The sequence below is a fragment of the Nonomuraea antimicrobica genome (assembly GCF_039536965.1).
In the GTDB taxonomy this organism is placed as follows: domain Bacteria; phylum Actinomycetota; class Actinomycetes; order Streptosporangiales; family Streptosporangiaceae; genus Nonomuraea; species Nonomuraea antimicrobica.
The window spans coordinates 1-24,303 of sequence record NZ_BAAAZP010000239.1; the positions used below are offsets into that span (position 1 = coordinate 1).

Annotated in this window: 25 protein-coding genes; 17 read left to right on the forward strand and 8 right to left on the reverse strand. The window is 72.7% G+C overall.

Features of this window, described 5'->3' with window-relative positions:
- The 6 genes from ABD844_RS51140 to asnB form a co-directional block, all read left to right on the forward strand.
- The coding region (locus tag ABD844_RS51140) for an acetyl-CoA carboxylase carboxyltransferase subunit alpha (RefSeq protein ID WP_344896942.1) at window positions 1-890 on the forward strand (890 nt) is incomplete at its 5' end.
- Window positions 877-1,317: an acetyl-CoA carboxylase biotin carboxyl carrier protein gene (locus tag ABD844_RS51145; protein ID WP_344896945.1), complete on the forward strand. Its 441-nt coding sequence runs from the start codon at window positions 877-879 to the stop codon at window positions 1,315-1,317. The genes ABD844_RS51140 and ABD844_RS51145, both read left to right, overlap by 14 nt.
- Window positions 1,318-1,326: 9 nt before the next feature.
- Entirely contained in the window at window positions 1,327-2,676 is a 1,350-nt protein-coding gene (locus ABD844_RS51150; RefSeq protein WP_344896948.1) for an acetyl-CoA carboxylase biotin carboxylase subunit, read from the forward strand.
- Window positions 2,673-3,746 (forward strand): ketoacyl-ACP synthase III family protein, encoded by a 1,074-nt coding sequence (locus tag ABD844_RS51155; protein ID WP_344896951.1) that lies wholly within the window; start codon window positions 2,673-2,675, stop codon window positions 3,744-3,746. Before ABD844_RS51150 ends, ABD844_RS51155 begins: the two co-directional genes overlap by 4 nt.
- Window positions 3,743-5,224, forward strand: a complete 1,482-nt coding sequence (locus ABD844_RS51160; protein WP_344896954.1) for a peptide MFS transporter — start codon at window positions 3,743-3,745, stop codon at window positions 5,222-5,224. The genes ABD844_RS51155 and ABD844_RS51160 overlap by 4 nt, the downstream gene beginning before the upstream one ends.
- A gap of 15 nt (window positions 5,225-5,239) precedes the next feature.
- Complete coding sequence (gene asnB, locus ABD844_RS51165) at window positions 5,240-7,099, forward strand: asparagine synthase (glutamine-hydrolyzing) (RefSeq protein ID WP_344896957.1); 1,860 nt, start codon at window positions 5,240-5,242, stop codon at window positions 7,097-7,099.
- Between the two features lie 80 nt (window positions 7,100-7,179).
- Here asnB and ABD844_RS51170 read toward each other — a convergent pair whose 3' ends face one another.
- Window positions 7,180-8,349 (reverse strand): nucleotide disphospho-sugar-binding domain-containing protein, encoded by a 1,170-nt coding sequence (locus ABD844_RS51170; RefSeq protein WP_344896960.1) that lies wholly within the window; start codon window positions 8,347-8,349, stop codon window positions 7,180-7,182.
- A gap of 197 nt (window positions 8,350-8,546) precedes the next feature.
- On the opposite strand from ABD844_RS51170, the gene ABD844_RS51175 reads away from it, so the two are divergent.
- Both ABD844_RS51175 and ABD844_RS51180 read left to right on the forward strand, forming a co-directional pair.
- Window positions 8,547-9,407: an LLM class flavin-dependent oxidoreductase gene (locus ABD844_RS51175; protein ID WP_344896963.1), complete on the forward strand. Its 861-nt coding sequence runs from the start codon at window positions 8,547-8,549 to the stop codon at window positions 9,405-9,407.
- Window positions 9,408-9,441: 34 nt separating this feature from the next.
- Window positions 9,442-10,128: an SDR family NAD(P)-dependent oxidoreductase gene (locus ABD844_RS51180; RefSeq protein WP_344896964.1), complete on the forward strand. Its 687-nt coding sequence runs from the start codon at window positions 9,442-9,444 to the stop codon at window positions 10,126-10,128.
- Here ABD844_RS51180 and ABD844_RS51185 read toward each other — a convergent pair.
- From ABD844_RS51185 to ABD844_RS51200, 4 genes are read right to left on the reverse strand one after another with little or no spacing between them, the layout of a single operon-like run.
- Window positions 10,115-10,987: an NAD(P)-dependent oxidoreductase gene (locus ABD844_RS51185; protein ID WP_344896967.1), complete on the reverse strand. Its 873-nt coding sequence runs from the start codon at window positions 10,985-10,987 to the stop codon at window positions 10,115-10,117. The two genes, ABD844_RS51180 and ABD844_RS51185, sit on opposite strands and share 14 nt — an antisense overlap.
- The gene (locus ABD844_RS51190) at window positions 10,987-11,724 is read right to left on the reverse strand and encodes an SDR family NAD(P)-dependent oxidoreductase (protein ID WP_344896970.1); all 738 of its coding nucleotides are present in this window, start codon (window positions 11,722-11,724) and stop codon (window positions 10,987-10,989) included. The genes ABD844_RS51185 and ABD844_RS51190 overlap by 1 nt, the downstream gene beginning before the upstream one ends.
- Window positions 11,725-11,738: 14 nt before the next feature.
- Window positions 11,739-12,623, reverse strand: coding sequence for a hypothetical protein (locus ABD844_RS51195; RefSeq protein WP_344896973.1), 885 nt, complete (start codon window positions 12,621-12,623; stop codon window positions 11,739-11,741).
- Window positions 12,620-13,612 (reverse strand): methyltransferase, encoded by a 993-nt coding sequence (locus ABD844_RS51200; RefSeq protein ID WP_344896976.1) that lies wholly within the window; start codon window positions 13,610-13,612, stop codon window positions 12,620-12,622. The genes ABD844_RS51195 and ABD844_RS51200 overlap by 4 nt, the downstream gene beginning before the upstream one ends.
- Before the next feature lie 302 nt (window positions 13,613-13,914).
- Here ABD844_RS51200 and ABD844_RS51205 point away from each other — a divergent pair, with 302 nt between their 5' ends.
- Entirely contained in the window at window positions 13,915-15,345 is a 1,431-nt protein-coding gene (locus ABD844_RS51205) for a multicopper oxidase family protein (RefSeq protein WP_344896980.1), read from the forward strand.
- A 19-nt stretch (window positions 15,346-15,364) separates the two neighbouring features.
- Window positions 15,365-15,811 (forward strand): protein-tyrosine phosphatase family protein, encoded by a 447-nt coding sequence (locus ABD844_RS51210; protein ID WP_344896983.1) that lies wholly within the window; start codon window positions 15,365-15,367, stop codon window positions 15,809-15,811.
- On the opposite strand, the gene ABD844_RS51215 is transcribed toward ABD844_RS51210, so the two are convergent.
- The 3 genes from ABD844_RS51215 to ABD844_RS51225 form a co-directional block, all read right to left on the reverse strand.
- The gene (locus tag ABD844_RS51215; RefSeq protein ID WP_344896986.1) at window positions 15,794-16,060 is read right to left on the reverse strand and encodes a hypothetical protein; all 267 of its coding nucleotides are present in this window, start codon (window positions 16,058-16,060) and stop codon (window positions 15,794-15,796) included. The two genes, ABD844_RS51210 and ABD844_RS51215, sit on opposite strands and share 18 nt — an antisense overlap.
- Window positions 16,060-16,392, reverse strand: a complete 333-nt coding sequence (locus tag ABD844_RS51220; protein WP_344896989.1) for an ArsR/SmtB family transcription factor — start codon at window positions 16,390-16,392, stop codon at window positions 16,060-16,062. Before ABD844_RS51220 ends, ABD844_RS51215 begins: the two co-directional genes overlap by 1 nt.
- Before the next feature lie 66 nt (window positions 16,393-16,458).
- A complete protein-coding gene (locus ABD844_RS51225; protein ID WP_344896992.1) occupies window positions 16,459-17,802 on the reverse strand; it encodes a hypothetical protein in 1,344 nt (447 codons plus the stop codon).
- A gap of 167 nt (window positions 17,803-17,969) precedes the next feature.
- On the opposite strand from ABD844_RS51225, the gene ABD844_RS51230 reads away from it, so the two are divergent.
- From ABD844_RS51230 to ABD844_RS51260, 7 genes are all read left to right on the forward strand, one after another.
- The gene (locus ABD844_RS51230; RefSeq protein ID WP_344896995.1) at window positions 17,970-19,778 is read left to right on the forward strand and encodes a flavin-containing monooxygenase; all 1,809 of its coding nucleotides are present in this window, start codon (window positions 17,970-17,972) and stop codon (window positions 19,776-19,778) included.
- A gap of 105 nt (window positions 19,779-19,883) precedes the next feature.
- Window positions 19,884-20,360 carry a hypothetical protein gene (locus ABD844_RS51235; RefSeq protein WP_344896998.1) on the forward strand — a complete coding sequence of 159 codons (477 nt, stop codon included), beginning with the start codon at window positions 19,884-19,886 and terminating at the stop codon, window positions 20,358-20,360.
- A gap of 88 nt (window positions 20,361-20,448) precedes the next feature.
- Window positions 20,449-21,612 (forward strand): sensor histidine kinase, encoded by a 1,164-nt coding sequence (locus tag ABD844_RS51240; protein WP_344897001.1) that lies wholly within the window; start codon window positions 20,449-20,451, stop codon window positions 21,610-21,612.
- A gap of 13 nt (window positions 21,613-21,625) precedes the next feature.
- Window positions 21,626-22,267, forward strand: coding sequence for a response regulator (locus ABD844_RS51245; RefSeq protein ID WP_344897004.1), 642 nt, complete (start codon window positions 21,626-21,628; stop codon window positions 22,265-22,267).
- Between the two features lie 71 nt (window positions 22,268-22,338).
- Window positions 22,339-23,133, forward strand: coding sequence for an MBL fold metallo-hydrolase (locus ABD844_RS51250; RefSeq protein ID WP_344897007.1), 795 nt, complete (start codon window positions 22,339-22,341; stop codon window positions 23,131-23,133).
- Window positions 23,134-23,209: 76 nt separating this feature from the next.
- The gene (locus ABD844_RS51255) at window positions 23,210-23,782 is read left to right on the forward strand and encodes a PadR family transcriptional regulator (RefSeq protein WP_344897010.1); all 573 of its coding nucleotides are present in this window, start codon (window positions 23,210-23,212) and stop codon (window positions 23,780-23,782) included.
- Window positions 23,783-23,952: 170 nt separating this feature from the next.
- The gene (locus ABD844_RS51260; RefSeq protein ID WP_344897013.1) at window positions 23,953-24,303 is read left to right on the forward strand and encodes a hypothetical protein; all 351 of its coding nucleotides are present in this window, start codon (window positions 23,953-23,955) and stop codon (window positions 24,301-24,303) included.

Genomic DNA, 24,303 nt, shown 5'->3' on the forward strand with positions numbered 1-24,303 from the left:
CGGCGCTGCTCGGCCGCCGCCGTCCGCCCCGCCGCGGCGCGGCCACGGGCGCGCTCATCCGCCGCGCGGAGGAGCTGCCGCCGCGCGACGCCTGGCAGACCGTACGCCTGGCCCGCGACCCGGGACGGCCGACCGCGCTCGACCACATCGCCCAGTTCGTCGACGGCTTCTGCGAGCTGCACGGCGACCGGGCGGCCGGCGACTGCCCGGCGATCGTGGGCGGGGTGGGCCGCCTCGACGGCGAACCGGTGATGATCATCGCGCACCAGAAGGGCCACACGACCGCCGAGCTGATCGCCCGAAACCACGGCATGGCCAGCCCCGAGGGCTACCGCAAGGCGGCCCGGCTCATGCGGATGGCGGAGAAGTGGCGGCTGCCGCTGATCACGCTGATCGACACGCCGGGCGCGTACCCGGGTGTGACCGCGGAGGAGCGCGGGCAGGCGGTCGCCATCGCCGAGAGCGTACGGCTCATGTCGCGCCTGCGCACCCCGACGGTCGCGGTCATCACGGGCGAGGGCGGCAGCGGCGGCGCGCTCGCCCTGGGCGTCGCCGACCGCGTGCTCTGCCTGGCCGGAGCCGTGTACTCGGTGATCAGCCCCGAGGGGTGCGCGGCCATCCTGTGGCGGGACCGGGCGCTGGCCCCCCGCGCGGCTTCGGCGCTGCGCATCGAGGCACGGGAGCTGCTGAGCATGCGCGTGGTGGACGGGGTCGTCCCCGAGCCGGCCGGGGGCGCGCACAAGGATCCGGCGCTGGCCGCGGAGCTGCTGCGGCACGGGCTCTCCGCCGCACTGGAGGAGGTGACGGGCGTGCCACTGGACGATCTGCTGCGCGCCCGCCGTACGCGGTACCGCGACATCGGTAGGGAGAGTCGTCATGCAAGATCCTGAATCGGAGATCGTCGTCGACGAGGTCGTCAGAGGCGCGGAGCGGCTGCTGCGGGCCTCTGACCGGCCGCTGCGGCGGATCGTGGTCCGCTCGGGGGCGGTCTGCGTCGAGCTGGAGTGGCCGTCCGCCGCAGAGGCGGCGATCGTGGCGGCCGAGCCCGCGCCGGTCGAGGGCGCCACCTCGCTCCTGTACGTCCGCGCCCCCATGGTCGGGACCTTCTACCACGCCCCCGAGCCCGGCGCCGACCCCTTCGTCCGGCTCGGAGACCTGATCGAGCTGGGCAGCCAGATAGGGGTCCTGGAGGCCATGAAGATCATGAACCCGGTGGAGGCGGGCGTCGCCGGCCGCGTGACCGAGGTCCTGGTCCCCGACGGCACCCCCGTCGAGTACGAGCAGCCGCTCATCGTCATCGAGCCCGCCGGGGTGTGAGGAGCCAGCATGTTCGACACCGTGCTCATCGCCAACCGAGGCGAGATCGCGCTGCGCGTCGCCCGTACGTGCCGGGAAATGGGCATCAGGTCCGTGGCGGTCTGCTCGACGGCCGACCTGCACTCGGCGGTCACCCGCGTGGCCGACGAGGTGGTGTGCATCGGCCCGCCCGCGGCCAGGCGCAGCTACCTCAACATCCCCGCGATCATCGAGGCGGCCCGCCGTACCGGGGCGCAGGCCGTGCACCCCGGCTACGGCTTCCTGTCGGAGGACCCCGACTTCGCGGAGATCTGCGCGGCGGAGGGCCTGACGTTCATCGGGCCCACGCCCGAGATCATGAATCGTCTCGGCGACAAGGCGCGGGCCAGGGCCACGATGGCGGAGGCGGGCCTGCCGGTGCTGCCCGGCGGCGAGCACCCGCCGGACGACGCGGCCGAGGCCAAGGAGGCGGCCGACGCGATCGGGTACCCGGTGATCCTCAAGGCCGTGGCGGGCGGCGGCGGCCGGGGCATGAAGGTCGTGCACGACCCGCGCGACCTGATCCGCGCCTTCCACGACACCCGCGCCTCCGCGCGGGCCGTCTTCGGCGACGGGCGGCTCTACCTGGAGCGCTACGTCGAGTCCGCCCGGCACGTGGAGGTCCAGGTGCTGCTGGACAACCGGGGCAACGGGGTGCACCTGGGCGAGCGCGACTGCTCGGTGCAGCGCCGCCACCAGAAGCTGATCGAGGAGACCCCCGCTCCCGGCCTGGACCCGTCACTCACCACCCACATGTGCGAGGCGGCGGTCAAGGCCGCGGCGGCCGTCGGGTTCACCGGCGCGGGCACGTTCGAGTTCCTGGTGGACGGCACCGACTTCACCTTCATGGAGGTCAACTGCCGCATCCAGGTCGAGCACCCGGTCAGCGAGGCGGTCACCGGCGTCGACCTGATCCGCCAGCAGATCCGGGTGGCCGCCGGGCTGCCGCTCGACCTCTCGCAGGACGACGTCGTCCCGTCCGGCCACGCCGTCGAGTGCCGGGTCAACACCGAGGCGCCCGAACGCGGCTTCGCCCCCACGGCCGGCACGCTGACCGACTTCCGCCCGCCGGGCGGACCCTTCACCCGCGTCGACACGCACGGCTTCCCCGGCCTGACGATCACACCCGACTACGACTCGCTGCTCGCCAAGGTCATCACCTGGGGCGCCGACCGCGAGACCGCGCTGGAGCGCATGGACCGGGCGCTGGCGGAGTTCGTGGTGGAGGGGCACGGGGTGAGCACGACGATCCCGCTGCTCAGGAAGGTGCTGCGGGAGCCGGACTTCCGCGCCGCCCGCCACGACACGCTGCTGCTGACCCGCATGCTGGGGGAGACGTGAGGGGCGCCGACCTGTTCGTGGCCGGGACCGGGCGCCGCCTTCCCCCGGCCATGACCCTGGACCAGGCCGTGGCCGACGGGCTGGTCGAGCGCCGGACGGTGTGGCGCGACGGCATCGTCTCGGTGTGCGTCTCCGACGGCGAGTCAGGGCCGGAGATGGCCGTGCGCGCGGCCCGTACGGCGCTGCGCGTCGCTGGCGGCCATGCCCGCGGCGTGGACGGTGACCCTGACGACGACGTGGACCCTGACGACGACGTGGACCTCGTGCTGCACGCGAACATCTACCACCAGGGCCACGACCTGTGGCCGCCGGCCTCGTACGTGCAGCGGGCCGCCACGAGCGGCCGGGGCCCGGCCATCGAGGTGCGGCAGTTGTCCAACGGCGGCATGGCCGCGCTCGAACTGGCCGCCGGATACCTGGCCGCCGACCGCACCCGGCGGCGGGCCCTGATCACCACCGGCGACCGCTTCGCCCTGCCCGGCATCGACCGCTGGCGCAGCGACCCGGGAACGGTGCTCGCCGACGGCGGCACCGCGCTCGTGCTGTCCACCACCGGCGGGTACGCCCGGTTACGCAGCATCGTGACCGTGTCGGACCCGACGCTGGAGGCCATGCAGCGGGGCGGCGACCCGTTCGGCGCCACGCCACTCGACGCGCGCCGGCCCATCGACGTCGAGCCCGCGCACCGGCACTTCGTGTCCGCGACGGGGCTGGACACCGTGCTCGACCGGCTGGACGCGGGCGGGCGCGAGGCGTACAAGCGGGCCCTGTCGGAGGCCGGGGCCGACGCCGACGAGATCGCCTGGTTCGTGCTGCCGAACCTCGGGCTGCCCCGGCTGCGCGAGTACTTCCTCGGCAAGTTCGACATCGACGTCGACCGCACGCTGTGGTCGTGGGGCCGCAACGTCGGACACCTCGGGGCCGGAGACCAGATCGCCGGGCTGGACGAGCTCGCGGTCTCCGGACGTCTCCGCCCCGGGCAACTGTGCCTGCTGGCCGGCGTCGGCGCCGGCTTCACCTGGTCGTGCGCGGTCGTCGAGATGCTCAGGCCGCTGGAGGAGAGATCATGACGTCGCAGACCGAGACCGCCGAAGCGCCCCGCCGGACGTTCCTGGGCTGGCCGCGCTGGTTCGGCACGCTGTTCGTGGTGGACATGTGGGAGCGGTTCAGCTTCTACGGCATGCTCGCCATCCTCTACCTCTACCTGGTGGCCCCGGCCGAGCGCGGCGGGCTCGGGATGGCCCCCGACACGGCCTCCGCGCTGTTCGGCATCTACATGGCGATGGTGTTCATGGCCGCGCTGCCCGGCGGCTGGGTGGCCGACCGGCTGCTCGGGGCGCGTCGCGCCGTCTTCGCCGGCGGCGTGCTGATCGCTCTGGGCCACCTGTGCCTGGCCATCCCGATGGACGGGGCGCTCTACCCGGGCCTCGGCCTCATCATCGCCGGGACGGGCCTGGTCAAGCCCAGCATGGCCGCGATGATCGGCGAGATGTACCCGGGGCGGCCCGAGAAGCGCGAGGCCGTCTTCTCCATCTTCTACATGAGCATCCAGGTCAGCGCCCTGTTCGCGCCCCTGCTCACCGGCTACGCGGCCGAGCGCGTGGACTGGCACCTCGGCTTCGGCATCGCGGCGGTCGGCATGTTCGCCGGCCTCATCCAGTACGGGGTGGGCCTGCGCAACTTCGGCGACGTCGGCCTCCGCCCGGTCAACCCGGCCACCCCGGAGGAACGCGCCCGTGTGCTGCGCGGCACGGCCCTGTGGGGCGGCGTCCCGCTGCTGCTGGTCGTCGCGGGCGTCGCGTTCGGCGCGCTCACCCTGGACCGGGTGCTGATGCTGATCGGCCTGGTGCTGCTGGTGGCGCCGGTCGTGTACTTCCGCCGCCTGCTGCGCCGCCCCGGCGTCGAGGCCGAGGACCGGCCCAGGCTGCGCGCGTTCCTGTGGATGCTGCTCGCCTCGTCCGTCTTCTGGCTCATGTTCGCCCAGGGGCCGGCCCTGCTCAACCTCTTCGCCCTCGAGTCGGTGGACCGTGACGTGGCCGGGTTCGAGGTCCCCGCGAGCTGGTTCCAGTCGGCGCAACCCCTGTTCCTGCTGCTGCTCGCCCCCCTGTTCGCGCTGTTGTGGACGCGCCTGGGCGCGCGGGTGGGAACGCCGCCGAAATTCTCCGCCGGGCTGCTGGCCGGCGGCGTCTCCTTCGCCGTCATGGCCTTCGCCGCGTCGCAGGCGGAGTCGGGTCTCGTCTCGCCGTTCTGGCTGCTGCTGGTCTACCTGCTGATCGTCTGCGGGGAGCTGACGGTGGGGCCGGTGGGGCTCAGCCTCGCCGCCGAGGTGGCCCCGCGCGGGCACACCAGCCAGGTGCTCGGGCTGTTCTGGATGTTCGCCGCGATCGGCGCGGCACTCGGAGGCAGGCTCGCGGAGCTGACGAACGTGCTCCCGCTGCCCGTCTACTACCTCGTGCTCGCGCTGCTGGGCGTGTGCACGGCGCTCGCGCTGGCCGCGGGCGCGAAATCGCTGGGGCGGCGCCTCCAGGCGACGTCCAGGAGAACCTGAGGATTGGAGATCGTCATGTCGGGCATCGCCGGCTGGGTGGACGACCAACGGGATCTGTCGCGGGAAGGGAACACGCTGCGGGCGATGGTGGGCACCATGGCCTGCCGCGGTCCCGACGGCGAGGCGGTGTGGACCTCGCCCAGGGCCGCCTTCGGGCACCGCCGCAGGACGCTCGGCGAGGGCGACGGCGCCCAGCCGTACGTGCTGGACGTGGACGGCCGCGTACGTGCCGTCGTGGCGTACTCGGGCGACCTCTACAACGCCGGGGAGCTGCGCGCGGAGCTGGCGGCGCGCGGGCACCGGTTCACCTCCGGCAGCGACGCGGAGGTGATCGCCCGCGGCCACCTGGAGTGGGGCGAGGGCCTGGCGAGCCGGCTCACCGGCATCTACGGCATCGCCGTCTGGGACCCCGCCGCCGGGGAGCTGACCCTCATCCGCGACCGGCTCGGCGCCAAGCCGCTGTTCTACGCCTCCGTCGGCGCGGGCCTGGTGTTCGCCTCCGAGCGCAAGGCCCTCCTCGCCCACCCGCAGGTCCAGCCCAGGGTCACGGCCGACGGGCTGCGCGAGGTGCTCTCCTACGCCGGGTCCCCCGGCCACGCCGTCTTCCACGGGATGTCCGAGGTCCGTCCCGGTCACCGCGTACGCGTGCGGCACGGCGGTGTGAAGGAGGAGCGGTACTGGCGGCTGGAGGCGGGCGAGCACGAGGACGACCTCGACACGACCGCGCGCACGATCAGGGAGCTGCTGGAGAACGCCGTCCGCGAGCAGATGCGGGCCGACGTGCCGCTGTGCGTCATGCTCTCCGGCGGCCTCGACTCCAGCGGCGTGACCGCCCTGGCCGCCCAGGTGCTGCGCGAACGCGGTGACGAGCCGCTGCGCACGTTCACCGTCACGTTCGGGCCCGAGGAGGACTTCAAGGCCGACGAGGTGTGGGGCACGCCGGACGCGCCCTTCGTCCGCACCATGGTCGAGTCGGCCGGGGCCAGCCACACCGACATCGTGCTGAGCGCCGGTGACCTGCTCGACCCCGTGGTCAAGGTCAACTCCCTGCGGGCCAAGGACGTCCCCAGCCCGCTGGGCAACATGAACACCTCCCTCTACGCGCTCTGCCGCGCCATCGCCGAGCACGTCCCGCTGGCGCTGCTGGGCGACGCCGCCGACGGCGTCTTCGGCGGGAACATGTGGATGTCCATCCCGCAGTTGATCAAGGCCCCGACGTTCCCGTGGGTCGCGATGGCCCAGTGGGGCGGCGGCAAGCACGGCATGGGCACCGACCTGCTCGACCCCGGCCTGCTGGGCACCCTCGACGTGCCCGGCTACGCGGCCGCCCGCTACCGGGAGGCCATCGCAGAGGTGCCCGCGCTGCCGGACGACACGCCCGAGGAGAAGCGCATGCGCGAGGTGTGGCACCTGGGCGTCACCAACTGGCTGCACACGCTGCTGCCGCACGGTGAGTCGATCTCGCAGGCGGCGGGGCTGGCCTTCCGGCTGCCGTACTGTGACCACCGGCTGGTGTCCTACGTCTACGGGGCGCCCTGGGCCATGAAGAGCTTCGACGGGCGGGAGAAGAGCCTGCTGCGGGCCGCCCTGCGCGGGCTGCTGCCGGAGTCGATCCTGGAGCGGCGCAAGACGCCGTACCCGACGCCGCAGGACGACGTCTACGCGCGTGCCCTGTGCGCGGAGCTGATGGACATCGTGAACGACACCTCCGCGCCGGTCGCCCCACTCATCGACGCCGACGCGGTCAAGCGCTTCGCCGACGAGCCGGGCGAGCTGGTCGCCGGGCCGCGGGCGTGGGTGTCGCGTACGCACGCCGAGATGGTGCTGCAGCTCAACGCCTGGCTGGACCTGTACCGGGTCCAGGTGGACCTCTGAGATTCCAGCCGGTCCACGCGGAACCGCCGGCACTGCGGTGCCGGCGGTTCACGTGGTACTGAGCCGAGGCTCTGACGGGTTCAGGCAGGCCGGGCGGTGAGCCGGGCCAGCCTGGGGACGAGGGCGGCGGGGGCGGGGGCGGCGGCGATGTCGGCGCCCAGCGCGCCCGCCGCCTTGGCGTAGGCGGGCTCCTCCAGCAGCCGCAGCGCCTCCTCCCTGACCCGCTCGTCCGTCGCCTCCTCCAGCCCGAGTACGACCCCCGCCCCCGAGGCGGCCAGCCGCTGCGCGTTGAAGCGGTGGTCGGGCAGGAGCGGCAGCACCATCTGCGGCAGCCCGTGCACCAGGCCGGTGAATATCGTCCCGGCGCCGCCGTGGCCCACCACCGCCCGGCAGCCGGGCAGCAGCGTGTGCAGCGTCGCCGACTCCACCACCTCGACCGCGCCGGGAAGATCGCCGGGGAGGTCGCCGAGCAGGTGGCGCTGGGCGGCGTCCACGGCCACGACCACGTCCAGCCCGGCGCCGGCCAGCGTGCGGGCGATGCGGCCCGCGGGCATCCGGCCCGGCGCGACCTTGCCGACCGTGGTGCCCCAGGTGACGCAGATCCGCGGCCTGGCCGACGGCGGCAGGACGTGCCGTACGCGGTCGCCGTTGTAGGGGACGTAGCGGACCGGGGCCCGCTCGTGCGTGAGCCCCGGCTGCTGCATGCCCGCCGGGCAGGGGTCCACGGTCAGCCGGCCGAGCAGCTCGGCCTCTTCCCGCACGCCCAGTCGCGCGCACAACGACGCGACCGCCGCCGACTCGGCCTCCGCGACCCCCGGCCGCGCCCGCATCGCGCCCACGATGTCGGCCCCCCACGGGTGGCGTACGGCGGGCACGCCCACGGCCGCCGCCGCGATCGGTCCCGCCCACGAGGTCGGGTCGAACACGACCAGGTCCGGCCGCCACGCGCGGGCGAGCGCCACCAGGTCCGCGGCCATCGACTCGGCCAGGGTCAGCCAGATCGCCGAGGCCCTGGGGACCCCGGACGGCCCGGGGGAGCCGGTGCCCTCGACGATGTCGCGGAACATGGCCACGGTGTCCAGATCGGGTCCGACGGCCTGGGCGGGGGTGCCCGTCGCCCGTACGACGTGGGTCTGGGCCGGTGGTACGGCCGCCAGCACCTCGTGACCGGCGGCACGCAGCGCCCAGGCGAGCGGCGCCATCGGGTAGAAGTGCGTCGGCCAGCCCCAGGTGTTGAACAGGACCCGCATCACGTGCCTCCTCGCAGTACGCCCGCCCCGCCACCACGCGGAGCCCTTCCCCGCCACCCGCCCCGTGCGTGGCCTCGGCCGACGTGCGGCAGGCGGCGGGTGGGATGCGGTGACGTGACGTGTGGAAGACGAGGCTAGGCCGCCCCGGTCGAACACGGCTCGACCGATCGTCGAGCCCCGAGCCGGATCATCGCGGTATGGACATAGGTGTAGCGCTTCCCTCGCTGATCCCGGGCGCGCGGGCGGGGCGGTTGCTGGAGTGGGCCAGGCGCGCCGACCGGCTGGGGTTCTCCACGCTGGGGGCACTCGACCGGCTCGTCTACGACGGGCTCGAATCCCTGACCGCGCTCGCCGCCGCCGCCGCGGTCACCGAGCGGATCGAGCTGGCGACCACGGTGCTGATCGCCCCCTACCGAGCCGACGTGGCCGTGCTGGCCAAGCAGGCCGCCACCGTCGACCTGCTGTCGGGCGGCAGGCTGATCCTCGGCCTGGCCGCCGGGCTGCGCGAGGACGACTACACGGCCAACGGCACCGTGTTGGCCGGTCGCGGGCGGCGGCTCGACGCGATGACCGAACGGCTCCAGCGCATCTGGTCGGGCCCGGAGGACGGGTTCGGCAACCCCGTCGGGCCGGTGCTCCCGCGGCCTCCCCGGCTGCTGTTCGGCGGCCACTCGGAGGCGGCCCTGCGCCGCGCCGCCCGCCACGGCTGGGGCTGGATCGCGGGCGGCGGCGCCCCCTCGGGCTACGCGGTGCACCTCGAACGCGCCCGCCGCGTCTGGCAGGAGGAGGGCCGGACGGAGGAGCCGCGCAAACTGGCGCTCAACTACTTCGCACTCGGCCCCGACGCCCGCGACCACGCCGCCGGCTTCCTCGGCGGCTACTACGCCTTCCTCGGCCCCGGCTACGCGGGCAAGGCGGCGGCCGGTGCGATCACCGACGAGGCCAGGCTGGCGGAGGTCGTCGCCGGTTACCGCGACGCGGGCTGCGACGAGCTGATCCTCGTGCCCTGCCACGCGGACCCCGAGCAGGTCGACCTCCTCGCGAAGGCGGTCCTGTGATGCCCTTCCTGACGGCGCTGAAGGGGGTGCCACGATGAGCGGCCCACGTACTGCCCTCGTCACGGGCGCGAACGGCGACCTCGGCGGCCCGGTGGCGGCCCGGCTGCTGGAGGAGGGTTTCGACGTGGTCGTGGCGGCGCGTGAGGCGGAGACGGCCGCCTCCGTCGCGCGGGCGTGCGGCGGGTCCGCGCGCCCGGCCGTACTCGACGTGACAGAGCCCGACCTGGTCAAGTCCGCGCTCGACGAGATCGGGCCGGTGGACGTGCTGATCAACAACGCCGGGGTGCTGCTGACCCCGCGGCAGCGCCCGTCCGAGGCCGACCTCGAACTCGTCGAGCGCGAGCTGGCGGTGAACACGATCGGGGCGTGGCGGATGGCGCAGGCCGTGCTGCCGGAGATGATCCGCCGCGGCTGGGGCCGGATCGTCAACGTGTCGAGCGGCACCGCGTCGTTCACCCACGGCCTCTTCCCCGGAACGCCGGGCTACACGGTCTCCAAGGCCGCGCTCAACGCGGTCACCGTCATCCTGGCCCGCGACACCGAGGGCACCGGCGTGCTGGTCAACGCCGTCAACCCGGGCCGGGTCAGGAGCCGGATGCTGCCGGACGCGGAACGTACGCCGCTGGACGCCGCCCGGTCCATCGTGGCCGTGGCCACGCTGGCCGACGACGGCCCCAGCGGCGCGTTCTTCCGTCCGGACGGTGTGGTCATGGAGTGGTAGAGAACAACCGGCAGACGGCGGCCGCGTCGTGGTCGCCGTCGCCCTGGTCCACCAGCGCGGCGAACTGGCCGGCGGCCCGCTCGGTGACCGGCAGGCTCAGGTCCGCCGTGGCGGCCTCGGCCAGGACGAGCCGCAGGTCCTTCTCCATGAGCCGCGAGCGGAAGGCGGGCGGCGTGAAGCGCCCGTCGCGCATCAGCGCCGCACGGAAGCTCATGACCTTGGAGCTGAAGCCGCTCTCTGCGATGGCCGACAGCAGCATGGCGCGGTCGAGACCCGCGCTCTCCCCGTAGCTCACGGCCTCGGCCAGTGAGGCGAGCTGGGCGCCGAGCAGCAGGTTGAAGGCCAGCTTCATGGCCGCCCCCCGGCCCGCGGGGCCGAGTTCGTACACCTCGTGGCCGATCGTTTCGAGGACCGGCTTGGCCCGGCGGATGTCCAGCTCGTCCCCGGCCGCGAGCACGCGCAGCTCGCCGCGGCGGGCCTGCAGCGGGTTGCCCAGCACGCACGCCTCCACCCGGTGCGCCCCGGCCGCTGCCACGCGTTCCGTGGCGCGGCGGGCGTAGGCGGGGGAGACGGTGCTGGTGTCCACGACGAGCGTGCCCGGCCCGGCCGCCGCCAGCGCGCCGCCGAACAGCACGTCGTCCACGGCGCTCTCGTCGGCCAGGCTGAGCAGCAGGACCTCGGCCCCGGCCGCCGCGTCCTGGACGGAGGTGGCCACGTGGGCGCCCTTCTCGGCCAGCGGCTCGGCCCGCTCGGCCGTCCGGTTCCAGACCGTGATGCGGTAGCCGGACTCCAGGAGGCGGGTCGCCATGCCCGAGCCCATGGTGCCGAGCCCGAGCACGGCCACGTCCCGTACGGCCATCAGATTCCCCCGTCCACGGTCAGCGTGGCCCCGGTGACGTAGGCGGACTGGTCACCGGCCAGGTACAGCACGGCCTCGGCCACGTCGCCCGGCCCGCCCAGCCGTCCGAGCGCGGCCGCCTTCTTGATCCGCTCCAGCACCTGCGGCGGCGGGCCGTCGCCGTCGCCCGAGTCGATGATGCCCGGCGCGATGACGTTGACCCGGATGCGGCGCGACCCCAGCTCCTTGGCCAGCGACCGGGTCCAGCCGATCACCGCGGCCTTGGAGGCGGTGTAGTGGCTCTTGAACGGCAGCCCGCGCTCGGCCGCCGACGCGCCGAGGTTGATGATCGAGGAGTTCTCCGCCAGCAGCGGCAGCACGGCACGGGTGACCAGGTGCAGCGCGGTCAGGTTGGTGTCCAGCACGCGGTGCCACTCGTCGGGCTCCAGGTCGTCGATCGACGAGTGCCCGTCCACGCCGGCGTTGTTGACCAGCACGTCGAGGCCGCCGAACAGCTCACGGCAGGTGTTGGCCAGCATCGTCGCGTCCTCGGGGCGGCGGACGTCGGCCCGCACGACGCGGTGCTCGACGCCGAACGCCTTCAGTTCCCGCTCCAGCTCCGCCGCGGCCTCCTGGTCAGCGCGATAGCAGGTGACCACCCGGGCGCCGCGTGCGGCGAGGGCGAGCACGATCGCGCGGCCGGAGCCCCGGCTGCCGCCGGTGACGAGGCAGCGCTTTCCGGTCAGGTCCAGGCTCATCTTCTCGGCTCCGTTCAGGTCAGGGTCAGCAACTGGTACGCGCCGTCGTACGCGCGCGGATGGCCGGTCGCGGGATCGACGATGTGGGAGAGCAGCACGTACGGTCCCGCGGGCAGGTCGATCTGCACGGCCGCGGAGCGCCCCCGCGACAGGGGGGCCAGGCCGACCGGCTGCCCCCTGAACGGGATGCTCGGCGGCTGCTTGCCGCTCTTGATCGCGTCGAACACGTCCTGCAGACCGGTCGCGGTCGTGCCGGGCGCGACCGGGATGAACACCGCCTCGTTCAGCCCGTTGGAGGCGTTGACCACGAGGAAGCGGCCGTTGCGGAGCAGCGGGGCGCCGGCCACGTCGATGCGCGTGCGCGTCCCGTCCTGCCGGTGGATGATCGTGCCGTCCACGCCGGGGAACTGCTTCCTGTCCGCCCCGGCGCCCTCGACCTTGACGGCCTTGACCACCGGCTTGGCGGCGTTGTCTGCGTAGTCGTAGGCGATCAGGTGGTAGGCGCCGCGGGTCACGATCGAGCTGATCTCCACGACGGCCTGGGCGGTCAGCACGGCGCCGCCGTACTGGTCGACCGACATCTCCACGCGCCGGCAGGCGGCCTTGCGCTCCTCGATGTTCGCGGAGTTCGTCAGCAGGAGGTCACGGAGGTAGGCGTCGAGGCTGCGGCCTGGGCGCAGGCGTACGAGCAGCAGCGCGGTGGTCCGCGTGGCGCGCACCCGCAGGGTGAGGCAGCCTTCCGCCAGGGTCGAGGGGGCGGACAGACCGTTCGCGTCGATGACGACCTCGACCGCCTTGCGCGTGTCCGCCACGGCCGTGCCGGGCACGCCCGCCACGTGGGCGGCGGTCAGCAGCCCGGCGCCGGCCAGGAAGCCGCGCCGTCCGTGCAGCCTGCTCATCGGTCCTCCTTACGGCCGGACACGAGCACGTCGGGACCGGTCAGCGGGGCCACTTCGATGTCGCGGAAGCCGGCGGCGGTCAGCCAGGAACGGCATTCCGACTCCGCGTACTCCGAGCCCCCCGGCGTGATCAGCCGCATGTTGAGGCTCATGAGGAAGGTCTCGGGGTCGCCGGGGATCTCGTCCTTGAGCGCGTCGTAGATGACCACCCGGCCGCCCGGGGGCAGCGCGCGGTGGGCCTTCTCCAGCAGCGCGATGCGGCGCTCGTCGTCCCAGTCGTGCAGGACGTGCCCGAAGACGGCGACGTCCGCGTCGGGGATCGGGTCGGCGAAGAAGTCGCCGCCCTGGAAGCGGACCTTGCCGTTCATGCCGAGCCGGGTCATGTGCTCCTGGAAGCTGGGCTCGACCTGCGGCAGGTCGAAGGTGATGCCGGTCAGGTGCGGGTGCACGCGGACGATGTCGGCCGCCAGGTTGCCGCGGGCGCCGCCCACGTCCACGAACGACCGGTACGGGCTCCAGTCGAAGGCGTTGGCCAGCGCGGGCCCGACGGCGGCGGCGGCGCCGTCCATGGCCCGCATGAACTGCTCCACCCGGCGCGGGTCGGCGTAGAAGGCGTCGAAGTTCTGCGCGCCCTTGGAGCCCGGCTCCCCGGTGCGCAGCAGTTTCGTCAGCTCGGCCCAGTTCCCGTAGTGGTAGTTCAGCAGGTGGAGGAACCCGCCGATGTACGTGGGCCTGGCCGCGTCCAGGTAGGCCGCGGCGTCGCGCCCGTTGCCGTAGCGGTCGCCGTCCCGGATGAGCACGCCGAGGCCGGTGAGCGCGTCCAGCCAGTCCTTGCACGCACGCGGGTGCAGGCCGAGCCGCTCGCGGATCTCCGGTTCACTCAGCGCCTTCTCCGCGAGAGCGCTGAACAGGTCGAGTTCGACGGCGCTGAGCAGCGCCTTGGCGGCGAAGTAGGAGCGCGCGAGCCGGACGAGATCGATGTCTGCCATGGTCGCGAGCGTGACACGGGGCACTCGGGCATGGGTCGAAGCCGGTTGGGGGCCGCCTTGAGCGGGCCACGTCCGCCGTACGAGTGCCGCGGCCGATCGTGGTCGGGACTCTGGGTGGCGTCCCCGCGAAGCGTACGCTCAACCTGTAGACTGTCTACATATGGTGCCGCTCATCGCATCGGGGAGGACCGTTCGTGAAGCCGAGTCGCAGAGACGTGCTCCGTGCCGGGATGGGGATCGCTCTTTTACCGTTCGCCGCCTCCTGTGGCTCCTCCGGTGTGCAGGGGAGCACGGGGAGGGTCTTGACCAGCAAGGTGCCCCTGCCGAAGCCGTTCACGGTTCCGCTGCCCATTCCGCCCGTGCTCAAGCCCGCGCGGACCGACGGCACCACCGACTTCTACGAGATCGTGCAGAAACCGGCGCGGGCCGAGATCATACCCGGGTCGCCGACCCAGGTGTGGGGATACAACGGGCTCTTCCCCGGGCCCACGATCGTCTCGCGCAGCGGTCGCCGCACACAGGTGCGCCACCGCAACGAGCTGCCCGTGCCCGTCGCCGTCCACCTGCACGGCGGCAAGACGCCCGCCGAGAGCGACGGCTACCCGACCGACCTGATCCTGCCGGGCGGCGGCGGGGCCTCGCACCAGCACCACGGGGCGACGGGCCGCGTCAGCAAGGGGGCCAAGGACTACGTCTACCCCCTCGACCAGCCCGCGGCCACGCTCTGGTACCACGACCACCGGATGGACTTCACCGGTCCCCAGGTCTGGCGCGGGCTGGCCGGCTTCCACCTCGTCCACGACGACGAGGCCGACGCGCTGCCGCTGCCCCAGGGCGACCACGACGTGCCACTGATGATCTGCGATCGGGCCTTCGACGAGGACGGCTCATTCCTGTACCCGTCCGTGTCGCCCGACCTCCAGGGCGAGCCCGGCGTGACGGAGGAGTACATGGAGGGGGTGCTGGGTGACGTGATCCTGGTCAACGGCGCTCCGTGGCCGGTCATGGAGGTCGACAACACCCGCTACCGCTTCCGCCTGCTCAACGCCTCCAACGCGCGCCGCTACCAGCTCGCCCTCGATCCGCCCGCCGCGGAGTTCGTCCAGGTGGGCAGCGACGTGGGCCTGCTGGGCGCCCCGGTCAGGCACGACGAGCTGCCGATCGCCCCGGCCGAGCGCTTCGAGGTCGTCATCGACTTCTCCGCCTACCCGGTCGGCACGCAGGTGACGCTGAAGAACACGCTGGGCGACGGCGGCACCGCCGACGTCATGCGCTTCCGCGTCGCCAGGAAGGCCAAGGACGACAGCCGCGTGCCCTCCCGCCTGGTCGAGTTCGAACGTCTCTCGCGCTCGTCCGCCACGCGCACCCGCCAGGTCAACTTCACCCAGGGCGCGAACGACGGCCGCGTCATGTGGACGATCAACGGCAAGGTCTTCGACCCCGACCGCGCCGATGTCGAGTCGAAACTCGGCACCACGGAGATCTGGCGCGTCGTCACCGACGTGCACCATCCCCTCCACATCCATATGGCCCACTTCCAGGTGCTCAGCCGCGGGAGCGAGGGCAGGGTCCGGCCCAGCGACGCCGGCTGGAAGGACACCATGGACATCCCGGACAGCGAGCTGGTGGAGGTGCTGGTCCGCTTCACCGGCTACCGGGGCCGGTACGTCTTCCACTGCCACAACCTGGAACACGAGGACATGATGATGATGGGCAACCTCGACGTCATGTGAGGCCCGCTAACCTGTCCGCATGAACGCGACCTGGGAGCCCACCGCGGCGGGCGTGCTGCGCCTGCCGTCGGGCCGCCTCGTACGCGGCCGGGGCCTGAGACACCCGCTCCCGCCGGGCCCGCGCCCCGCCTTCGCCCTCTACCTGCTGGGCAGTCGGCCGGCCGAGGTCGAGTGGGAGCACCGGTGGCTGCGCTGGCCCGACTTCTGGCTGCCGTCCGACCGCCGGGCGGCCGTCGAGGCCCTGTGTGAGGCGTGGGAGCGCGCGGGGCACGAGCGCGTCGAGGTCGCCTGCGGCGGCGGGCGTGGTCGCACCGGCACCGCGCTGGCCTGCCTGGCCGTCCTCGACGGCGTGCCCGGCGACCGGGCGGTCGCTTACGTGCGCGAGCACTACGCGAGACACGCTGTGGAGACGCCGTGGCAGCGCCGCTACGTCACCCGTTTCCGCGCGTCACTCGACCGTGCGTAGGATCTGCTCGATCGAGGCCGTACGCGAGCGCAGCTCCGCCAGGTCGGCGGCGACCCGCTGCTGCGCGTCGAGGGTGGTCTCGGCGAGCTGCTCGAACCTCTGCACGAGCCGGCGCAGGTCGTCGGCCTGATCGGCCTGCCGCCTGGCCTTGCGGGCGTCGAACATCCCCACGATGACCACGCTGCCCAGGAACGTGGCCAGAACCAGTACCCCGAGATAGAAGATCACCTCGGGCCAGGACATCGCCATCAGGAGCCCTCCTCCGGGCCCGGCCCGGTGAGTGTCTTGGCCGCCTCGGCCAGCGCCGCCGCGGTCAGATGCAGGTCGAAGTCGGTGACCTCGTAATACTTCATGGCCTTGCCGTCGTCGGACAGCTCCAGGCTGCCGGTGATCAACCCGGCGGCCTCCAGCCGGCGCAGGTGCATGTGGAGGAGCGGCCGGCTTACCCCGATCACGCGGGCCAGGTGGCTCACGTAGTCGCGCTCGGCCGCCAGTTGCGCGACGATGCGCAGCCGCAACGGGTTGGCCAGCGCCGCCAGCATCTCGACCAGGTCGTCACCCGTCGGCCCGGCCTGCGTCATGGCTTCCCATCACGTGTAAGAACGCTTTTACGGGTACGACCGTAACACGGCCGGTCGCGCACCGGCCTAGGCCACCTCGACGGCTTCGCGCCGATGCCGGGGCTGCGGCCGTTCGCCCCTGAACGGGGTCCCCGTCCCGAGGGTCAGCCCTGCCGCCAGGCACACCAGCGGGATCGCCGGGATCACGTACCGCACGTCGAAGGCCGCCAGGAACGGCGGCGAGACGATCAGCGCGAGCGCGGCCACCCCGGGCAGCAGCGCGTCCCAGCGCCGCCGGACCAGCGCGGCGACCAGCGTCCCCGCCAGCGCCAGGGAGAGCAGCGGGAACGGCACGTAGCCGAAGCGCTGGTACGCCCGCAGCCACCCGGCGAACGGCTCCACCACCCGCGTGGCCGCCGGACCCCCCTCGTACGACTCGGCCACCCCCCGCACCGACTCGCTGATCGGCCGTTCCGCGGCGGGGAACTTGTAGGGCGTCTTCTCGTCGGCCGCCGTACGCTCCCAGCGCAGCAACTGCCCGAGATCGGTCACGACCGCGCCCAGGTACTCCACGGGCTGGGCGAGGATGGCGGCCCTGGCGAACTCCCCGGCGAGCTGGTTGCGGTTGGCCGTGCCCGGCACCTTGAGCAGCGGTGAGAAGTCCTCCCACAACCAGTGGGGCGGGTAGGGCCGCTGCTCCACCGGCATGTTCGGGCAGAGCACGGACAGCCGCTCGGACGGCTGGATCACCGCGCAGTCGGCGAAGCTCATGGTCCGCGACCACAGGAAGTTCCCGTCGGCCTCGGTCAGGGCGAACTTGCCCTTCTCCACCTTCGTCCAGGTCGCGTACGCGCCCAGCGGGATCGCCCCGGCCACCAGCAGCGCCACCAGGGGGCGCCAGCCGTACCGCCTGATCAGCAGGTACGCGGCGGTCAGGAGCAGCAGCGGCAGGCCGACGGTCCTGGTGATCCCGGCCAGGCCCAGCAGCAGCCCGCCCACGGCGGCCGTCGTGGGGCTGACCCGCCAGACGATCAGCGTGATCGCCGCGGCGACGAGCACGACGAAGACGGCGTCCGCCATGATCATGTGCTCGAGCAGCACCATGAACTCGTCGTAGAGCAGCGGGGTGACCAGCAGCGTGGCACCCCAGCCGGGCAGGCCGCGGCGGCGCAGCAGCGCGTACACCGCGACCGCGAGCGCCAGCACCAGCAGGTGCTGCAGGACCGTCACCAGGGTGAGGCTGTGCGCGGGCCGCAGCAGCGCCAGCAGCAGGGAGTAGCCGGAGGGCCTGCTGGTGCCCGGGGCCGGCTCCTCGGCCAGGAAGGCGAAGGAGTCGCCGTAGAACAGCAGCGCCGGGGGGAAGCCGAGCACCGCGAGCAGGCGCAGCCCGACCGCCGGCAACATGGCGATGACCAGTGCGCGATGGGCCAAGGCGGATCCGCTTCCTCGTGAGTCCGGGCCCCCACAATAGTGGACATCCCGATCGCCGAGCCGGACGGTCTCGGACGCCGTGGGCCCTGGGGCGGGGCTTGTGGGGGCCGTATCAGAATGACATTCTGGAATTACGTAGGGGAACCCGCCGCTCTCCGGAGGGACGCATGACCGCCGCCGACCGCCCAGCCGTCGACAGGGACGGCCTGCGCCGCAAATACCGCGAGGAGCGCGACAAGAGGCTCCGGCCGGACGGCAACGACCAGTACCGTCGCCTCACCGGCCGCTTCTCCCCCAACCTGGACGACCCGTACCTCCCCGTGATCGAGCGCGAGCCGAGGACCGACCACGTCACGGTCGCCTTCGTCGGCGGCGGCTTCGCCGGTCTCGTCACGGGCGCGCGGCTGAAGGAGGCCGGGGTCGAGGACGTGCGCATCGTGGAGAAGGGCGGCGACTTCGGCGGCACCTGGTACTGGAACCGCTACCCGGGAGCGCAGTGCGACACGGCCTCGTTCGTGTACATGCCGCTCCTGGAGGAGACCGGCCACATGCCGACCGAGAAGTACGCGCACGCCCCCGAGATCCTCGAACACTGCCGCCGCATCGGCAAGCACTACGGCCTGTACGACCACGCGCTGTTCCACACCGAGGTGGTGGGCCTGGAGTGGGACGAGGCCCGCTCGCGCTGGACCGTGCGCACCGACCGCGGCGACGCGTTCACCGCCCAGTTCGTCGCCATGGGCATCGGCCCCTTCAACGTGCCGAAACTGCCCGGCATCCCCGGCATCGAGGACTTCGGCGGCCACGCGTTCCACACGAGCCGCTGGGACTACGCCTACACCGGCGGCGACCCCTCCGGCGCGCCTCTCGACCGGCTGGCCGACCGGCGGGTGGCCCTCATCGGCACCGGCGCGACGGCCGTGCAGTGCGTGCCGCACCTGGCGCGGGCCTGCCGGGAGCTGTACGTCTTCCAGCGCACGCCCTCGTCGGTGGACGTGCGCGACAACCGGCCGACCGACCCCGAGTGGTTCGCCACGATCGCCACGCCCGGCTGGCAGCAGCGCTGGCTGGAGAACTTCACCGCCAACCAGAGCGGCGGCCGGGCCGAGGAGGACCTGGTGATGGACGGCTGGACCGACCTCGCCCGCCGTTACCGCACCAGGATCAACGCGGTGCCGCCCGGGCAGCTCACCCAGGACACGCTCCTGGCCGCCTTCGAGGACTCCGACTTCGAGAAGATGGAGGAGATCCGCGCCCGCGTGGACGCCGTGGTCGACGACCCGGAGACCGCCCGCGGCCTGAAGGCGTGGTACCGCCAGCTCTGCAAGCGGCCCTGCTTCCACGACGAATACCTTCAGGCGTACAACCTGCCCGGCACCCACCTGGTCGACACCGACGGCAAGGGCGTCGAACGGATCACCGAGCGGGGCGTGGTCGCGGCGGGCCACGAGTACGAGGTCGACTGCGTCATCTACGCCTCGGGCTTCGAGGTCGGCACCGACTACACCCGCCGCTCCGGCTACGACCCGGTGGGACGGGGCGGGCTCCGGCTGTCGGACCACTGGTCGGCGGGCATGCGCACGCTGCACGGCATCCACGTGCACGGCTTCCCGAACGCCTTCCTCGTGCAGCCGACGCAGGGCGCGAACCACATCTCCAACATCCCGCACAACCTGACCGAGGCGGGCAGGACCATCGCCGCGACCGTGCGACACGCCCTCGACCACGGCTACGCGCGGGTCGAGGCCACGAGGGAGGCGGAGGAGGGCTGGGTGACCCTGCTCCTGTCGGGCGCCGGCCGGCTGCTGGGCTCACCCGACTGCACGCCGGGCTACTACAACAACGAGGGCCAGGACCGCGGCCTCAAGGACCGGCTCAACGTCGGCCACCCGCACGGGGCGGTGGCGTACTTCGCCTTCATCGACCGGTGGCGCACCTCGGGCGACTTCGAGGGCCTGGAGTTCCACCGCCCGTGAGCCGACCGAGGCGATCGCGGCGATATGCCGTGGAGTTCCGCCGCCCGCGAGGCCATAGTGGGACGGCACGACCCCGTCGACTCCCGGAGGTCACGACCCCTCGCCATGGCCATGTTCGTCCACCTCACCCCCGCCGGGAACATCCGCTCCATCCGCCGGGCGGGCATCCGCCCCGCCTCCGGCACACCGGGTGTCTACTGCCTGCCCGTGCTGCCCTCGTACCAGCTCACCCACCAGTGGGCACGCGAGCTGCGCCGCGGCGGTCAGCGGACGTTCGTCGCCGTGCACTTCCGCATCCCCGACGACGAGCGCGTGAGCGTCGGCCACTACAACGGCCCGCCGGTCGAGCTGTCCGGCACGGAGGCCGCCGCGCTGGTCGCCGCCCAGCCCGACGCCCGAGGCTACGAGGTCGTGGTGCCCCGCTCCATCCGCCCCGGCGAGATCCACCGCATCAGGCGGGTCAACCGGGTCACCGGCTGGCGCTACCTGCCCGACGCGCACGGCCGCCCGCCCTGCTCCTGCCCCGTCTGCAACCCGCCCGGCCAGTACGGAGCCGCCAAGATCCGCGACAGGGACGAATGACCGGTGACCCCGCCGGGCGGCGCCACCACGGCGAAAGCTACACCCAGCACTACTGCCCGGCCCTCCCACCAGCGGATACGGTCACAAAATGCTCCACAGGACCGCGCTGGAAGCCCTGACCCGGCGTCCCGTGCCGTTTCTCGCCTCGGGCTGGCCCTGGCGCTGCGTGGCGTACCTGCTGGCCAGCCTGGTCCCCGGTGCGGCGGCCGGGCTCGTCGCCACAGTCGGCCTGGGCATCGCGCAGGTCGAGCCCGCGTTCGGCATCCTGGCGGGCCTGGTCGCCCTGGCCCTGTCCGTCCCGCTCATCGCCCGCTTCGAACGGTTCAGGCTGCGCCTGGTCGACCTCGTGCCCGTGCCCGGGCCGCCGGACCGGCGCAGGCGGGAGGCCGGGCTGGCGATCGTGACCGTGCTCGCGATGTGGTGGATCGACCTGATCATACTGGCGTTCACGATCGGGGGGCCGGTGGTGCTGATCCTCACCCCGGTCCTGCAGCCGGTGGCCTGGCCGGCCGGCGTCTTCGGCTCGATCGTGGGGGTGCTGCTGCTGCCCGTCGCCGCGTACACGATCACGGCCTGGGGCGGCGCCCGGGGCGCGATGGTACGCGCGTTGCTCGCCCCGGCGGGCTCCGAGCTGAGCGAGGTGCTGCGGTCGCGGGCGCGGCTGGTGGACGCGTTCGAGATGGAGCGCCGCAGGATCGAGCGGGACCTGCACGACGGCGCCCAGCAGCGGCTGGTGGCCCTGGCCATGACGCTCGGCCTGGCCAGGCTCGACCTGCCGGACGACTCCCAGACCGGGCGGTTGATCGGGCTGGCCCACGAGGAGGCCAAGCAGGCCCTGGCCGAGCTGCGCGAGCTGATCAGGGGAGTGCACTCCCAGGTGCTCACCGACCGAGGGCTGAGCGCCGCGGTATGCGACGTGGCGGGGCGCTCGCCCGTGCCCGTGGACGTCGACCTCGACCTGCCCCTCCGCCTGCCGCCCCCGGTCGAGGTGACCGCCTACTACGTCGTCAGCGAGGCCCTGGCGAACGTGACCAAGCACAGCCGGGCCACCAGGGCCGCCGTCACCGGGCGGGTCGAGCGCGGCATACTCGTCGTCGAGATCGGCGACGACGGCATCGGCGGCGCCGACCAGGGAAAGGGGACAGGGCTGACCGGGCTCGCCGACCGGCTGTCGGTGGTGGGCGGGAGGCTGTCGCTGTCCAGCCCGGCCGGCGGCCCGACGCTCGTCCGGGTGGAGATCCCGTGTTCATGACCGAGGAGAGCCCGTGCGCGTGGTGATCGCCGAAGACGCCGTCCTGCTCCGTGAGGGCCTGGCCGGGCTGCTCGAACGCTTCGGCCACACCGTCGTCGCCTCCGTCGGCGACGCGCCCGCCCTGGTCGAGGCCGTCACCGAGCACCGCCCCGACGCCGTGGTGACCGACGTGCGCATGCCGCCGGGCTTCTCCGACGAGGGCCTGCGGGCGGCGCTGGAGCTGCGCGCCCGGCATCCGGAGCTGGCGGTGCTGGTGCTCAGCCAGTACGTCGAGCAGACGTACGCGGCCGAGCTGCTCGAGTCGGGCGCCGGAGCGGGCATCGGCTACCTGCTGAAAGACCGCATCGGCGACGTACGCGAGTTCGTCGACGCCCTCGACCGCGTGGCCGGCGGCGGCACGGTCGTGGACCCGGAGGTGGTGCGCCAGCTCCTGCGGCGGCGCCGCGACCCGATCTCCCGGCTCACCCCGCGCGAGCAGGAGGTGCTCGGCCTGATCGCCGAGGGCCGCTCGAACGCCTCGATCGCCAAGGAGCTCCACGTCACCGAGGCGGCCGTGGCCAAGCACATCGCCAACATCTTCACCAAGCTCGACCTGCCCCCGGCCGCCGACGGGCACCGCCGGGTGCTGGCGGTGCTGGCGTACCTGAGGGCCTGACCGCGGTCGTCGTCGACGACGACCCGGAAGTCATATGCCGATCCTTGATCCTAAAAGTAGGGTTCGTTGGCATGAGCGAGAACTGGCAGGAGGTCGGCGACCGGGTCTATGTCCGGCGTCATCGGTCGTACGACCTCAACACGGGGCTGATCGTGGGCGACGGACACTGCCTGGTCCTCGACACCAGGAGCTCCCACAGAGAGGCGGCCGACCTGATCGAGGCGGTCAGGTCGGTCACCGCCTACCCCTGGACGGTCGTCAACACCCACTCCCACTTCGACCACTACTACGGCAACGCGCTCTTCCGTCCCGCCGAGATCTGGGGCCACGCCAGGTGCGCCGAGGAGATCGAGACGTACGGCGAGCAGCACCGCGCCGGCATGATCGAGCAGCGGCCTGAGCGGCGCGAGGAGCTGGAGGAGGTGACCATCGTCGCGCCCGACCACACGTTCACCGTCGCGGCCACCCTCGACATCGGCGGGCGCATCGTCCACCTGCGCCACTTCGGGCTCGGGCACAGCAGCAACGACGTGGTGGCGCACGTGCCGGACGCGGGCGTGCTGTTCGCCGGTGACCTGGTGGAGGAGGGGGCGCCGCCGGCGTTCGGCGACTCGTACCCGCTCGACTGGCCCGGCACCGTGGGCGCCATGCTGAGGGAGATGCCCGAGCCGGTGATCGTTCCCGGGCACGGCGCGGTGGTGGACCGCGCGTACGCCCTGGCCCAGCACGAAGAGCTGACGCGGGTGGCCGACCTCGCCAAGCGCGCCCACGTGGAGGGGCTGCGCGACGTGATCGGGCTCTTCCCGTACCCGGAGGACGTCTCCAGGCAGGCCGTCGCCCGTGCCTTCATGCAGCTCGACGCCTAGCTGCCCGCTCCGCCACGCTCGACGAGTACGTTACGACCGCGCTATAGTGCATTTTGCAATATAGAAGGAGTCCCTATTGGCGCGACGCCACGACCTCGTGGGGTTGACCGTCCTGGCCCTGCTCACGGTGCGTGCCAGCCACCCCTACGAGCTGCACCGCTACATCATCGACACCCACAAGGACTACATCACCGGCCTGCCGCGCAGCCTCTACCACGCGGTCGAGCGCCTGGCGGCGGACGAGCTGATCACCCCGGTGGGCACCGACCGTGCAGGCCGCAGGCCGGAACGCACGGTCTACGAGATCACCGACGAGGGTCGCCACGAGTTGCGCACCCGGCTGTGCCACCTGCTGGAGAGACCCGACCCCGACCGGCGGGCGTTCGTCGCGGCCGTCTCGCTCATCGGCTGCCTGTCACTGGACGAGGCGCGCACCGCGCTGCGGGCGCGGGCGGCCACGATCGAGGGCACGCTCGCCGGGATGCGGGCCAACATGAGCGCACTCGCGGAAAGCGGCCTGCCCGCGATCCTCACGCTGGAGGTCGAGGTGGAGCTGGCGCTCTACACGGCGGAGCTGGAGTGGATCAAGGGGGTGTTCGACCGCCTCGACAAGGGCGAACTCGTCTGGGATCCCACGGTCGAGATGTAAGGGACGAGAGGTAAGAGAAAGGGCCGCCGGAGTGCGCCAACACCCCGGCGGCCGTAGATCCGAACAAGGCGCCTGCCCTGCCCGAACTCGCAGTCACAGGATAGGCGCCGCGACACAGGGAGCTGTGCCATGTCCACAGAGATCGACCCCGGCGCCGGGGTGAGCCGGCCATGAGGAAGACGCTCATCACCGAGGTGTCCGGCGTGGTCGCCGCGCCGATCGAGGAGGTGTGGCGGGTCCTACGGGGCGAACGTCCGGCGCACGAGATGACGACCGAGACCGGCGACCACACCGTCGCCTACCAGGGCGGCTGGTGGTACCGCGGCGAGTGGTCGCTCCACCCCGACCCGGAGGGCACGCGCGTGGTCCACCGGGTCTACAACGTCGCCGAGTGGATGCGCTGGGGGGTGCCGCTGGCCAACCGGTTCTTCATCGGGTTCGGCGAGCGCACGCGTACGGCGTTCGCGGATGGTCTGGCCCGTATCGGGAGGGAATTGGGCTGTACGACCAGGCTCGTCTAG

Excerpts from the sequence above, each read along its gene's own strand:
- ABD844_RS51240 (WP_344897001.1), top strand. The coding sequence starts at position 20,449 with ATGCTCCACAGGACCGCGCTGGAAGCCCTGACCCGGCGTCCCGTGCCG.
- ABD844_RS51210 (WP_344896983.1), top strand. The coding sequence starts at position 15,365 with ATGAACGCGACCTGGGAGCCCACCGCGGCGGGCGTGCTGCGCCTGCCG.
- ABD844_RS51250 (WP_344897007.1), top strand. The coding sequence starts at position 22,339 with ATGAGCGAGAACTGGCAGGAGGTCGGCGACCGGGTCTATGTCCGGCGT.
- ABD844_RS51145 (WP_344896945.1), top strand. The coding sequence starts at position 877 with ATGCAAGATCCTGAATCGGAGATCGTCGTCGACGAGGTCGTCAGAGGC.
- ABD844_RS51200 (WP_344896976.1), bottom strand. The coding sequence starts at position 13,612 with ATGGCAGACATCGATCTCGTCCGGCTCGCGCGCTCCTACTTCGCCGCC.
- ABD844_RS51220 (WP_344896989.1), bottom strand. The coding sequence starts at position 16,392 with ATGACGCAGGCCGGGCCGACGGGTGACGACCTGGTCGAGATGCTGGCG.
- ABD844_RS51190 (WP_344896970.1), bottom strand. The coding sequence starts at position 11,724 with ATGAGCCTGGACCTGACCGGAAAGCGCTGCCTCGTCACCGGCGGCAGC.
- ABD844_RS51170 (WP_344896960.1), bottom strand. The coding sequence starts at position 8,349 with ATGCGGGTCCTGTTCAACACCTGGGGCTGGCCGACGCACTTCTACCCG.
- ABD844_RS51185 (WP_344896967.1), bottom strand. The coding sequence starts at position 10,987 with ATGGCCGTACGGGACGTGGCCGTGCTCGGGCTCGGCACCATGGGCTCG.
- asnB (WP_344896957.1), top strand. The coding sequence starts at position 5,240 with ATGTCGGGCATCGCCGGCTGGGTGGACGACCAACGGGATCTGTCGCGG.
- ABD844_RS51180 (WP_344896964.1), top strand. The coding sequence starts at position 9,442 with ATGAGCGGCCCACGTACTGCCCTCGTCACGGGCGCGAACGGCGACCTC.
- ABD844_RS51215 (WP_344896986.1), bottom strand. The coding sequence starts at position 16,060 with ATGGCGATGTCCTGGCCCGAGGTGATCTTCTATCTCGGGGTACTGGTT.
- ABD844_RS51150 (WP_344896948.1), top strand. The coding sequence starts at position 1,327 with ATGTTCGACACCGTGCTCATCGCCAACCGAGGCGAGATCGCGCTGCGC.
- ABD844_RS51230 (WP_344896995.1), top strand. The coding sequence starts at position 17,970 with ATGACCGCCGCCGACCGCCCAGCCGTCGACAGGGACGGCCTGCGCCGC.
- ABD844_RS51160 (WP_344896954.1), top strand. The coding sequence starts at position 3,743 with ATGACGTCGCAGACCGAGACCGCCGAAGCGCCCCGCCGGACGTTCCTG.
- ABD844_RS51260 (WP_344897013.1), top strand. The coding sequence starts at position 23,953 with ATGAGGAAGACGCTCATCACCGAGGTGTCCGGCGTGGTCGCCGCGCCG.
- ABD844_RS51195 (WP_344896973.1), bottom strand. The coding sequence starts at position 12,623 with ATGAGCAGGCTGCACGGACGGCGCGGCTTCCTGGCCGGCGCCGGGCTG.
- ABD844_RS51235 (WP_344896998.1), top strand. The coding sequence starts at position 19,884 with ATGGCCATGTTCGTCCACCTCACCCCCGCCGGGAACATCCGCTCCATC.
- ABD844_RS51175 (WP_344896963.1), top strand. The coding sequence starts at position 8,547 with ATGGACATAGGTGTAGCGCTTCCCTCGCTGATCCCGGGCGCGCGGGCG.